This is a genomic window from Pullulanibacillus camelliae (genome assembly GCF_014642655.1).
Taxonomy (GTDB): Bacteria; Bacillota; Bacilli; order Bacillales; family Sporolactobacillaceae; genus Pullulanibacillus; species Pullulanibacillus camelliae.
In genome coordinates this window covers 1-12,900 of record NZ_BMIR01000027.1, presented here as the reverse complement: position 1 = coordinate 12,900, position 12,900 = coordinate 1, and the positions used below count along the sequence as shown (strand labels likewise).

The 12,900-nt window shown below is 41.2% G+C and carries 8 protein-coding genes; 1 reads left to right on the top strand and 7 read right to left on the bottom strand.

The annotated features are described in order from the left end of the window. Positions 1 to 226: 226 nt before the first annotated feature. The 7 genes from IEW82_RS18245 to wecB form a co-directional block, all read right to left on the bottom strand. Positions 227 to 2,281, bottom strand: a complete 2,055-nt coding sequence (locus IEW82_RS18245) for an S-layer homology domain-containing protein (RefSeq protein ID WP_188698347.1) — start codon at positions 2,279 to 2,281, stop codon at positions 227 to 229. Between the two features lie 18 nt (positions 2,282 to 2,299). Further along, positions 2,300 to 4,006 (bottom strand): S8 family peptidase, encoded by a 1,707-nt coding sequence (locus IEW82_RS18240; protein WP_229672781.1) that lies wholly within the window; start codon positions 4,004 to 4,006, stop codon positions 2,300 to 2,302. A gap of 1,051 nt (positions 4,007 to 5,057) precedes the next feature. Then, positions 5,058 to 6,344 (bottom strand): nucleotide sugar dehydrogenase, encoded by a 1,287-nt coding sequence (locus IEW82_RS18235; protein WP_188698339.1) that lies wholly within the window; start codon positions 6,342 to 6,344, stop codon positions 5,058 to 5,060. Positions 6,345 to 6,459: 115 nt separating this feature from the next. Next, on the bottom strand, positions 6,460 to 7,842 hold the full coding sequence (locus IEW82_RS18230) for a glycosyltransferase (protein ID WP_229672773.1): 1,383 nt from the start codon (positions 7,840 to 7,842) through the stop codon (positions 6,460 to 6,462). Further along, positions 7,796 to 9,040 (bottom strand): glycosyltransferase family 4 protein, encoded by a 1,245-nt coding sequence (locus tag IEW82_RS18225; RefSeq protein ID WP_188698324.1) that lies wholly within the window; start codon positions 9,038 to 9,040, stop codon positions 7,796 to 7,798. Before IEW82_RS18225 ends, IEW82_RS18230 begins: the two co-directional genes overlap by 47 nt. 379 nt (positions 9,041 to 9,419) lie before the next feature. After that, on the bottom strand, positions 9,420 to 10,142 hold the full coding sequence (locus tag IEW82_RS18220) for a WecB/TagA/CpsF family glycosyltransferase (protein WP_188698321.1): 723 nt from the start codon (positions 10,140 to 10,142) through the stop codon (positions 9,420 to 9,422). Between the two features lie 6 nt (positions 10,143 to 10,148). After that, a complete protein-coding gene (gene wecB / locus IEW82_RS18215; protein WP_188698319.1) occupies positions 10,149 to 11,255 on the bottom strand; it encodes a non-hydrolyzing UDP-N-acetylglucosamine 2-epimerase in 1,107 nt (368 codons plus the stop codon). Positions 11,256 to 11,514: 259 nt separating this feature from the next. Here wecB and IEW82_RS18210 point away from each other — a divergent pair, with 259 nt between their 5' ends. Beyond that, on the top strand, positions 11,515 to 12,765 hold the full coding sequence (locus IEW82_RS18210; RefSeq protein WP_188698316.1) for an aminopeptidase P family protein: 1,251 nt from the start codon (positions 11,515 to 11,517) through the stop codon (positions 12,763 to 12,765). Positions 12,766 to 12,900: the final 135 nt, after the last annotated feature.

Here is a 12,900-nt window from a genome sequence, read left to right as displayed (position 1 = left end):
TATAAAATGAAGCTAACAAACAATATCTCCAAGAGAAGCTATTATGAAGTGACTCAAGAGCAGCTTCCTTTCCGAAGCCTCGCGGGCGTTACTTATTTTCTATTTGCTTTTTACAAAAAAATCTACCTTAAGCAGAGAGGCTTTATTCACACTAAACAAAGAAAAGGACTGGTTCAGGGAGACAAGTAAAATGTCTGCCACGAATCAGTCTTTAAGTGACATGCTTTTATATGACTTTATATAGAAAAATGGAAAAGTCTACGCGTTTAATCTTTTCGTCTACACCATAAGTGGTTTTTGAAAGACCTGAAGTAATATGGTTGCCATAAAGGGTCTCGATATAGCTTTGAAAAATGTTATTCTTTACATCACTGAAAGGCGTAGTGTAGCTGCTCTTATGCTGTAAATCAAAGGCTACACAAAGCACTTTGGCCATTTGTCCACGCGTTAAGATCTGATTGGGATTGAAATTCCCGTTACCATCCCCATCAAAGATGCCGGCTTTTTTGATTGCAGCCATTTCCTTATAGTGCTCAGAACCGACTTTAATGTCGTTAAAGCCTGTTGACTTGACATTAGGCGTGTCTAAATGAAGTGCTCGGACAAACATTAAGGCTGCTTGTAAACGAGTAAGAGAGGCTTCTGGTCTGAAGCTATCATCACTAAAACCAAAAATGATGTTCTTTTTATTTAATGCTGCTACCTGATCATAGCCATAGGAGCCTTTCTTTAAGTCGCTAAATGATGGCTGCTGCACCGTTGGTGACGATGGTGTTGTTGAGACAGGGTCTGACGTTTGCCCTGATGTATTATCAACCGAATTGTTGGTGAGACTATCTGTGAGATAAGCGGACTCCACATATCCGATTGTGCCATCACTCAAGCTAACAGGATAATACGTAAAATGGCTAAAACGATCACTTGGATTCGTTGGTGCATCTAAGACCGTGACACGATCACCTATGTTGAGAACCTTCACAACATTCGCGTTCGCTTCATGATCGGATTTTAAGCCAACACTCGCCGTATTAATTTGCAAGGTTTGCCCCTTACTGAATGCATATTTTGAATTGACCACTTGGTCGATTGTATAATGCATTTTATTATTAAAATACATTCTTGAACTTCCAGTATTATAATAGACATCAAGATCAGCTGTTTGCACTTCAGGAACATCAATTAAACCATATTTTTTCATGTGAGCATAGATGAGATCCTGATAGGGTGTATAGGTTGTAAAATGTGGATCATTGATCTTAGAAAAGCCATTGTAAGCCATGATGGCAAAGTACCAGTTTACAAGATTTTTCTTATCATTATCGTTAATCGTTGGTGTAAGATTAGTCACACCGCCGTATCCCCATTTGTCATCTAAAATTTGCACGCCGTAATCAATGTTCTTTTTCCAATCATATTTTAAATCATTTTCAAGACCAGGATGGCTATCGAGATAGGATTGTGCCAAAGTAATTTGCATGATGCCTAAGCCACGCCCATCAAATCCAATGACAGGATCACCGACTTGTTTTGGACCTGTCCCATCGGGATCGCTTGTCCAAAATTGTTGCCAAGCACTCTCCTGCCAAGCAATCGCTTTGACAATTTCCGGGGGAATATTATGGGCAATTGCCGCTGTGGTCAAATAGTCACTGATCTCTTTCCAAGAAGGGTTCGTATTGGTTGCCTTGATTTTATACGTATCATCTTGTTCCTTTTTCTCTGTTCCCGCTACCGTTTTTTGTAGAGTCACTGTGCCATTCTGTAAGAGATAATCATCCTCTTTAATAGACAATGGAGCGGCTTGTGGCTGGTCATCGGCAAAGATGGGATAGGTGACTTTAAGCTGATCATTAGAGACACTCACATCTGCCTGTGGATAGAGTTTGTCTGATGTAAAGACTTCCTTTACCTCTTGATCACCTAACAAATAAAGATGAAGATGGAGGTAGGCACCAGAACCAGCCTCTCTTTCTGAAATTAAGATATAATTTTGTCCAGCAACTTCCAAAGAAACCACCTGTTCAACCGTTGCCATCTGCAGTTTTTTCTCTAACGCAGTAGATCCTGAATGAACAAATCTGTAACTCGCAAAAGGCGATTGATTGTCAACCTGGAGAGTATAACCTTGTGGTAGATTCATAGACTGCTGCTCTTGAGTGATCTTATACGTTGTGGATTGTGCCACTTCTGCAGCATGGCTTTTATTTAGCCAAACATTCCCATATATACTAAATAGTAATGTAAGACAAACTAAAATCGAAAGACGTTTAATATTTTTCAAAGCCTAACCTCCTACATTTTATGACTCGGTTTTATCTAAGATCCGTGCTAACAGTGAAGCAAATTCTGCTCGCGTCACCTTGTTATAAGGCTTAAACGTATGATCTTTATATCCCTCAATAATTCCCGCGCGACTCAGCGTTTCCACCGCCTGTGCAAGCTCACCTGCTGGAACATCCGTGAACGCTGTGGTCTTATAGACAGGGAAAGTATATGCTCGTGATAATAACAAAGCAGACTCACCGCGCGTTAAAGGCTTGTCCGGCTGAAAGGTCCCGTTAGAAAATCCCTTCACCATCCCTTTTTGCATGGCTGTCATAATATAGCCCGAAGCAAAGTTTGAAGAGGCAACATCGTTAAAGGGGGTTGGGCGCAGTGTGCCATCCCATTGCAGTGCTCGCCCAATCATTGCGACAGATTGCGCTCTAGTGACAACGGCCTCTGGTTGAAAATAATGATCTTGATAGCCAGAAATAATTGTGCGTTGCGTGAGCTGGTCAATGGCCCTTTTTGCCCAATACCCATCAGAAATATCTAAAAATCCGCCATTTAGTGAAGTGGCTTTAACACTTGGGGCAAGTGGCAAGCCGTAACCATAGAGTGCATCTCTCCCCTTTGTACCAAGGTCGCGCACATGTGTATCGAGCTGGTTTCTAATCTGTGCTGCAGTATCAGCGGGATACGCCTCTTTATAAAGCGCCAGTAACCCACTGACCATTGGCGTCGAGAAGGATGTTCCACTCACTGTGCTGTAGCTTTTATTTCGTGCTGTCGTCCGGATATTTACACCTGGAGCGGTGACTTCTAATGTATTTCCTGCTCCAGAAAAATCGGCCCGTTTAAGGGTGTTATCTACAGCCCCGACGGCAATCACCTCATTATATTTCGCAGGATATTCGACCGTATCAGCATTTGGGCTTCCACTGTTTCCAGCAGCACCCACCATCAAAATCCCCTTTTGAGCGGCCATCTGAATCGCTTGTTGTAAATAGGTGTTGGCATCAGGACTTGAAAAGCTAAAATTCATAATGTCGATATTGTGATGGATGCACCATGAAATGGCAGCAATCATATCGGAAATATGACCAACGCCGTATGCATCAAGTGCCTTCACCGCATAAAGTTCTACGTTAGGTGCAACACCAACAACACCAATCGAATTGTCTTGAGCGCCGATAACACCGGCAACCTCCGTTCCATGGCCATTATCGTCCTGATAATCAGAAGGATCAGAGCTATTTAAAATATTGGTCCCTCCAGCAATGTGCAAATCAGGATGGCTCTTATCCACTCCGGTATCAATGACCGCAACACGGACCCCTTTCCCGGTTAAAGGATAATTCGATCGCTGGGGAAGCATTTGGGCAATCCCCTCATCTTCGGTCTGTCCAGCAAGAGAGACTTCATCATCTTCAGTTATCGTCGCAATATCGGGATTGTTTTTTAAAGCAGGTATGTCAGATATAGGTAGGGTTGCTGAGACCATTTGAAACATCGGGATTTCGTGGTCAATTTGACCACCATGGCTCTCAATCAATTGTGTATCAATCGAATGCTTGAAAGTAATGAGGACATGTTTGTGTTGTTGATCTATATCATCGGCATAGCTTGTATGCGCGAAAATCAGCATTAAGAAGAGCAGCAAAAGAGTAGATAGAATGAAAGATAGTAATTGTTTAGTAGACTTTAACGACCTATGTTGACGAAGAAGACCGTTTAAATTCATCAAATGAATATCCCTCCTCCGCTGTGTACTTTAATAGAATAAGCGGAAACGAGAGAACTGACAATATGATTTCTATTGCATAAAATGGGAATTTAAGGAGATATCCCTTTCTCAACGCATAGTGAGGATTTTATTGTTATGTTTACCTGCGGTTTTGGTCTAAGCGTGGAGAAATTTATCAATTGATGTCATCTTTTTAAGCCGCTTTTTGTTATTTGGAAGGGGACTTTTGTTATTTGGTGTGGAGGTGGACGTTTTGTTATTTTGTGTGAGGCTTTTGTTAACAGGGCAGGACTTTTGTTATCTTGAAGCCGGCTTTTGTTCTCTTGCTCAGGACTTTTGTTGCGCTCGCACCGAGATTCGGAAACTTGACCCGGAGATTTGTTCTCCATTCGGAAACTTCGAGCTCTATTTGTTAATTTGGCCGAGGCTTTTGTTAACAGGAGCAGGACTTTTGTTATCTTGAAGCCGGCTTTTGTTCTCTTGCTCAGGACTTTTGTTACGCTCGCACCGAGATTCGGAAACTTACACCGGAGATTTGTTCTCCATTCGGAAACTTCGAGCTCTATTTGTTAATTTGGCCGAGGCTTTTATTAACAGGGCAGGACTTTTGTTTCTTTGAAGCCGGTTTTTGTTCTCTTGATCAGGACTTTTGTTGCGCTCGCACCGAGATTCGGAAACTTCGAGCTCTATTTGTTAATTTGGCCGAAGCTTTTGTTAAATTGACCATTCCTTTTGTCATTTTAAAACCCGTCTTTGTTATTTTGCTTGGGTGACTGACTTGTTGTACCGCACCTTGATGGCGTTATAAGCTCCTCCCTATTCATAATATGAACGATTGTCCATTTTTAAATTCATTACTGAGGATGTTGTTTTTCAGGAAAGTCCTTGTAGAAAACTTAGCGGTTGCACAGTGCTTGCTATACCTGATGTGACTTTCACATCATACGTTAAGCATACCGAGCAGGCCTCAAATAAAGCCAAAGCCTGAGCTTATATTAAAAAAGGTACTCTAATTTTTTTATCAATTAAGAGCACCCTAAGAAAAATGCTATGCGTTTAAAGCGTTGAGTTGTTCCTGAAAGGCTTGGATGTTTCCCAGGTTAACGACCGCCATATTATGCCATTGCTCAGTATCAATGCAATGTCTTGTATCCAACAGTAACGGCAGTTCCATTCGTTCTGCTAAAGCGTCGTAATTAATGGATTTGAATTCATCGTGGTCCGTAAGTAACAGAATCATATGTGCGCCGTCGATGGCTTCTTCAATGGATAGATCTTCAAAGAAGCCGTTATGAACGTGGGGATCATAAATGTTGACGTGAGTGCCTGCTTCTTTTAACTGTTTAATGATTTCTAAAGCGGGACTTTCACGAATATCGTCAACATTAGCTTTATAAGTAATGCCGAAGACGACAATTTTAGGTCGACTAATCGGCTCAAGCAGAGCATTCACCTGTTCAATGATAAAGTGAGGCATTGAACGGTTGACTTCTCTTGCTGTCTTAATGATTTGAGCGGTTTCTGGTGACTTGGCAACAATAAAATATGGGTCAACTGCGAGGCAGTGTCCACCGACGCCCGGTCCAGGTTGCAGTAAATTGACACGAGGGTGTTTATTAGCCATTTGAATCACATCATATACATTAATATCTAATTCAATACAGAGCTTCGCAAGTTCATTAGAAAGAGCGATGTTGACATCGCGAAATGTATTTTCAATGAGCTTAGACATCTCAGCTGTTTTCGCGTTGGTTTTCACGATTTCCCCTTTGACGAAAATTTTATAAAGGTCGGCACCGGCATCAGCACAAGCGGAGGTGACGCCACCAACAATGCGATTATTATAGATGAGCTCATGAAGGATTTGTCCTGGGAGCACCCGTTCAGGACAATGGACGACAAAAATATCCTCCCCGACTTTCCAGCCTGCTTGTTCAATCATTGGAACGATCTCGTCTTCCGTTGTCCGTGGAGCGATCGTCGATTCGACGATAATGGTATTCCCTTTTGAGAGATGGGGAATGATCTGCTTTAACCCCTGAAGGACGATGGAAATATCGCATGAACGATAAGTATCCTCTGCATTAGGGGTAGGAACAGAAATAATAAAGGCATCCGCCTGTTCTGTAAATAGTGATGCACGAAATTGACCATTTTGCACAACCATGCGCAATGCTTCTGCAAGACCTGGTTCTTCGATATGCACGTCACCTTTATTCAGAGCTTCAACAATGTTTGGATTGATGTCTACCCCTACAACATCCACGCCATTTTGGGCAAACATAACGGAAGTCGGTAATCCAATATAACCGAGTCCAATGGTACAAATCTTCATTTAAAAAATCCTCCCTCGTCAAACAATTTTTCATGGGAAATCTTTTCAATAACAGCGTAACAAGCTAAAGTTAATGTTTTGTAAATTCTGATAAAAGTTATTGTAAAGATTGATGTCATTTTTGTGAAAGGAAGGATTTATTTCGGACTTCTTTACTACTGATTATTGATTTCTTGCTATTTACATCAATAAGTTCTTCATAGATAGCTAAAAAATGTACTTGCTCATGCTCCCAATTATATTTGTCTCGTGCTTTAAAGCAGTTTTGCCGCATTCTTTGGTAGCACTCTTTATCCTCCAATAGCCTATTCACACCCTCTGCGATAGACAGGGGATCATGGGAATTAACACAGACACCAATGTTTTCTTCATCTACTACTTTTTTGATCTCTGGGAAGCTGCAAGCAACTACAGGCACACCACTCATCATATATTCAAACAGCTTGTTAGATGAAGCCGAATAATGATTAAAGCACACATTATTGAGCACTTGAAAACCGAGATAGGCATTTTTGGTATATAACAAAAGATCTTCAACAGGAACTTTTGGTAAAAAGTGAATGCGATCAGTAAGCCCCATGTCTTCCACTTTCTTTATTAACATATCTTTAATCCTGCCGTCACCAATAAAAACAAGATGACCTCGCTTAAAATTTGGAAAAGCCTCAAGTAATTGTTCAAGACCACGTCCCGTTTGAATACCGCCTTGGTACAAGAGTATGGGCTCATCATTAGAAAGGTGTAGCTGCTTGGCAAGGAGAATACTTGTATCCTGTTCTGGATATCTTGTTACCGGATAATTATGGACCACCTTAGGATAAAAGCCGTAGCGCTCTTCAACATACTTCGCTCTTGTGTGATTTTCCATAATCATTGTATCGGTGAACTTTAAATAAAACCATTCTAATAGACCATATAAAGGGCTGTCGTAGCCCGTTCGACTTGTTTGCACTTCATGTGAGTCATAGATCAATGGTTTCTTGCGCAATCTCAATATTTTGGCACATAACCAGCCTTGTGGAAGTGTATTTAAATCATTGGCATGATAGATATCATAGCGCTTTTTCATGCCCCATCGAACCATTTGTAGAAAAATAAATAAACGCACTGTATATTTTGGAAGCTTCGTTAAAAACAAAAGAGCCATTACAACCAGCAGAGCGAGAAGTGTTAGACTCATCCATAAAGGAAGAAAACGGATGCCCAAACATAAAAAATAAATGCCTATTGCCGTTATAGGAATGCTAATCATTCCATTTCGTTTGTAGTGCTTGACTAAACCCAGCAATCGTTGAATCCCTGGAAAAAAATTTTTAACTCTAATAATGGAAAATCCTGCATCGTGCTTTTCATAACGTGGAAGTGTGGGATCTTTCCTATCATGGATGGCAATTAAATCCACTTCAAAGCCATTATGAGAAAGTGCTGTACACTCTCGCAGTACCCGAGCATCATTTGTAAAGTGATTCCATACGAACATGCAAACCTTCTTTTTCATAAAAGCCCTCCAAGATATCTTCCAATACTTTAATGTTAGTCTTCCATCGCAAATGCTTATAGGCATAACGATACCCGTTGTTACCGTAAGAAGCGCGAAGCTCAGGATGCTCAATTAGATATAAAATATGTTCACATAGGTCATCGACACTGCGCTTTTCACTGACCAGACCACATTGACTGTCGTTGATCACCTCTGCACAATAGCCGGATACGTCACCAATGATTGGCTTACTCAAACACATATAATCCATGACTTTTCCAGGCAACACCGTATCAAACACATCTTTATCAACCAGGGTCACATAAGCGATATCTGCTTTGTGTACTTCTAATAAAGTCTCCTCACGGGTTTTTGGCTCCAATAATTGAATATTACTTAGTCCGCGACTTACAATGTGTTTTTCAATGATCTTTCGCTTATAGCCATAGCCAATGATCTTGAAAGTGATCGCCGTTTCTTCTTTGAGTTGTTCTGCAATACAAAGTAACTTTTCAATATCTTGTGCTAGCCCTAGATTACCTGTATAGATCACGGTAATATCATCTTTCCGTTCAACTGGTTTACTGGAAAGCATGAGTTCTTCTTCAGTTAAGGCATTGGGAAGAAAGGCTATACGAGATTCAGGGATACGTTTGCTTTGAATATGCGTTTTAAAGGAAGGACTATTGACAATGATGCGGTCGGCTTTCTTATATAAATGCTTTTCTAAACCTCTTGCAGCAAATAAAATCGGTTTATAGTTAAGCACACCGACTCCGGTAAAGGAGTCCGGCCACAGATCACGAATATCGAGAATAACAGGGGCTTTAAATACCCTTTTGGCAAACAATCCGACAATGCCCATAAATAGGGGTGGAGAAGTAACTAAAATAACATCAACTGGTTTTTTGATATGAAAAAGCATTGCCAGCATTTTAAACATGATATCTAAAAAGTGAAGCAACCGAAGTAACATATTACTCATATATCTTTTGAAAAATGGAGAAACACGGATGACATCATTTTGACTCCCAGTCATTGACCAAAACGCGCTCTCCTCTTCATAAATTTGTCGATTGGGATAACAAGGCTCTGTTGTTAATACAGTAACTTCATATTGATCTTCTTTAAGCAGCTGCCGAAGATTTTTCATTCGATTCGCCGCACTGCCAATTTCAGGATAGTAATTTTGAGTGATCATTAAAAGATGTTTCATACAGACTTTACTTCCACTCCCTCCCAAACCTTTTGTCACATTTATCATAAAAGACGAATATTAATTTCATTTGAAGGTAGCGTAAAGGGTTCATTAAGGTGTTTGGGAATAAAGTCGCAATGTTCAAGCCTAAATAGAGGCTTCATAGGGGGATCATGTAGTGCCTATCTCATGCGGGCATCAGAAAACTTGGCTTGACCGCTTCGCTGAAACTCCTGATGTGATTCTTGCAAATCACACACGTAGGGTGCCCGCAAGCCTTCGATGGCGAAAGTCAAGGTTACAACACTTATACTCTCTTCCTTTATGAACGTCAGCAAAGTTATAGGTTCCGATAATAAAATAAAAACAACCACCTTCTCGATGGTTGTTAAACAGCTTAACGCGCTTTATAAGCTTTAATTAAATAAACGGGTAAAACGAGCATTCGCCGCCAGCGTGACGGCTGATTTATGAGGCGATACAGCCACTCCAAATTGGCTTTTCGCCAAACAAGCGGTGCACGTTTGACCTCACCAGCTAAAACATCAAAACTCCCACCTACTCCAATAAAAAGCCCCTTGGTCATCTGTCTGCGATACTTGTCAATCCACTGCTCCTGACGGGGAAAGCCTAATCCTACCAGAATAATGTCGGGAGATTTTGACTTGATATCGGCCATAATAGAGGGATCATTTAAGTCAAAAAAGCCATGATGATACCCCACGATATTTAGTCTTGGGTATAGTTGCTGTGCATAGGCTGATGCCCTTTCAATAACATCTGGCTTTGCCCCTAAGAAATAGACTGAATACCCTTTGTCCACTGCTAAGGTAAATAATTGATGCACTAAGTCATAGCCTGCTAAACGTTCTTGAATCGGCCTCTTTAAAATCTTCGACCCTATAACAATGCCAATCCCATCTGGCGTTATATAATCTGCCTTGTTCAAGATTTCAGCATACGCTTTATCTTTTTCTGCATACATCATGATTTCTGGATTAGCTGTCACAACAAAGGTCTGCTGCTTCTGGCTCAATCGCTCATCCATTTCCGCTACAAGAGCATCCATACTGCCAGTGATAAATTCCGTTCCTAAAACATTCACCGTATCCAAATTCATTCATCCTTAATGATATCGATTCATAATGATACTGACGATTCTTTCAGAAGCTCGTCCATCTCCAAAGGGATTAGCTGCTTTAGCCATGGTCTCATATTTATTCGTATCCGTTAATAATTCTTTGGCACTTTCATAAACATCATCTTCCTTGGTTCCGACAAGCTTTAATGTGCCTGCTTGTACCCCTTCAGGCCGCTCGGTAGTATCTCTTAAAACCAAAACAGGAACCCCAAAGGTCGGTGCTTCTTCTTGCACCCCACCAGAATCCGTCATAATTAAATGGGCCTTGGCTTGAAAGTTGTGAAAATCAATCACACCCAATGGCTCAATCAGCTGTATTCTTGGATGGTTAAGCTCTGCCTGAGCAAGCTCACGCACCGCGGGATTCAAATGAACGGGATAGACCGCATAGAGATCTTCTTGTTCATCAACGATACGGCGAATCGCCCGAAACATCCCCCGCATTTTTTCTCCAAGATTCTCACGACGGTGAGCGGTAATAAGCAGCATCTTTCGATCACCGATTTCCTCTAAAACAGGGTGGCTATAGTTCTCACGCACAGTGGTTGTTAGCGCATCAATAACCGTATTCCCGGTAACAAATATTGAGTCTTGTGACTTATTTTCTTTTAAAAGGTGCTCAGCAGCGAGATCTGTCGGCGCAAAATGTAAGTCTGCAAGCACGCCGGTGAGCTGGCGGTTCATCTCTTCAGGATAAGGAGAATATTTATTATATGTACGCAGCCCTGCCTCCACATGGCCAACCGGAATCTGATTGTAAAACGCAGCTAAACCTCCAACAAAGCTGGTCGTTGTGTCACCATGAACAAGGACAAGATCTGGCTTCACTTCTTTTAAAACTTGATCTAATCCTGATAACGCTTTGACGGTGATATCTGATAAGGTTTGTCTTTCTTTCATAATATGCAAATCAAAATCAGGCTTTATGTTAAAGACCGCTAATACTTGGTCAAGCATTTCCCGATGCTGGGCTGTAACGGTGACGATAGATTCAATTTGTTCAGGATGCTTATTCAGCTCAAGAACTAAAGGCGCCATTTTAACGGCTTCCGGTCTTGTACCAAAAATAGTCATTACTTTTATTTTACCCATACATACACCTCTATCATTATAGTCTTGACACATTACCTCTATAATATTAGAAAACACTAGGAAAGGGAATATCCACAAGAATAATAAGTGATATTTTACAAATTTTTTGGCACACTTTGAATAATAATGTCTCTTATTTTGTGCACTATAATGCCCTTTCCCAGCTCTGCTTTCTAGTGTGAGAGAAAAGTGTTTATGAGAGTAGAGCGTCATGCCATATGCTATAATAAAAGCAATCTTAAGAAAATGGGGGGATTTTATGGACACTCAATTTTTCAGCAGCAATCGTGAACGCTTTGTCAATCAGCTTGAAGATCGCTCATTAGCTGTTTTCTTTGCAGGACAAGCACCGCAATCCTCTGGGGATCAGCTTCATCCCTTTGTACCCAATCGCAATTTCTATTATTTAAGTGGTATCGACGAGCCACATATTATTCTCGTTATGGCTAAATTTAATGGTAAGGTTACCGAGCATCTTTTTGTTGAACGGCCGGACCCGATCATGGCGAAATGGATCGGTGAAAGCATGACACCTGAAGAAGCAGAGGATGCGTCGGGCATTTCAAATGTTGAATTTTTGGAGGACTTTAAGTCATTTATACAAAATCAGCTGCTGGCGAAACCGTATCAGCACATGTATCTTGATCTAGAAAAACGCAGCTGGGATGCCGCACAAACGCCTGCTCAAGCCTTTGCCCAAGAAGTATCCAGCCGTTATCCTTCTGTTCAATTACATAACGCTTACCATACCATTTGTGACATGCGCTTAATCAAAACACAAGAAGAAATCGCTGAGATTAAAGAAGCCGGACGAATCACCTCTGAGGGCATTAAACACTTAATGCGCCATGCTAAGCCTGGTATGAAAGAATATGAGCTTGAAGCGTATTTCGATTTTGTCTTAAAAACACACGGGGTTAAGCATCATGCCTTCCATACCATTGCTGCCAGTGGGGAAAATGCAACGGTGTTACACTATGAGGATAATAATGACACTGTCAATGATGGCGAGCTCGTCTTATTGGATCTAGGTGCCCAATGGAACTATTACAACGGTGATATTTCCTACACCTTCCCAGTCAACGGTAAATTTACCGAGCGGCAAAAAACCATTTATAATATCGTCCTTAAGGCCTTGCATGAAATAAGTGCTATGATCAAGCCAGGTGTGCCTTTTGGGGACTTACAAGCGGCTACCCGTCGCCTTCTCGCTGAAGAATGCATCAAAATTGGATTAATTGATGATCCAGAGGATATCTCTGAATACTATTTCCATGGGGTCAGCCACTCTCTTGGCCTTGATACACATGATGTCGGCGCTATTCGTGAAAGAAAGCTCGAACCAGGCATGGTCATCACTGTAGAACCTGGCCTGTATATCCCTGAAGAAGGCATCGGCATACGCATCGAAGACGATGTTGCTGTTACAGCAAACGGTCATGAAAATCTAACACCTGACCTTCCAAGAACCGTCGAAGAAATCGAAGCCTTTCTTGCTGAAAATCGTTAATAGTAAAAGGAAAAGAGGAGTGGGGTAGAGTGATATGCTCCCCTTACGGTAGACAGATTAAAAAACAAAAATCTGTTTTACCGTAAGGGGAGTTTTTCTGTGTCTAAGAGAGGATACACCGTCGAGTTTAAATAT

Excerpts from the sequence above, each read along its gene's own strand:
- IEW82_RS18240 (WP_229672781.1), bottom strand. The coding sequence starts at position 4,006 with ATGAATTTAAACGGTCTTCTTCGTCAACATAGGTCGTTAAAGTCTACT.
- IEW82_RS18235 (WP_188698339.1), bottom strand. The coding sequence starts at position 6,344 with ATGAAGATTTGTACCATTGGACTCGGTTATATTGGATTACCGACTTCC.
- IEW82_RS18230 (WP_229672773.1), bottom strand. The coding sequence starts at position 7,842 with ATGAAAAAGAAGGTTTGCATGTTCGTATGGAATCACTTTACAAATGAT.
- IEW82_RS18225 (WP_188698324.1), bottom strand. The coding sequence starts at position 9,040 with ATGAAACATCTTTTAATGATCACTCAAAATTACTATCCTGAAATTGGC.
- IEW82_RS18220 (WP_188698321.1), bottom strand. The coding sequence starts at position 10,142 with ATGAATTTGGATACGGTGAATGTTTTAGGAACGGAATTTATCACTGGC.
- wecB (WP_188698319.1), bottom strand. The coding sequence starts at position 11,255 with ATGGGTAAAATAAAAGTAATGACTATTTTTGGTACAAGACCGGAAGCC.
- IEW82_RS18210 (WP_188698316.1), top strand. The coding sequence starts at position 11,515 with ATGGACACTCAATTTTTCAGCAGCAATCGTGAACGCTTTGTCAATCAG.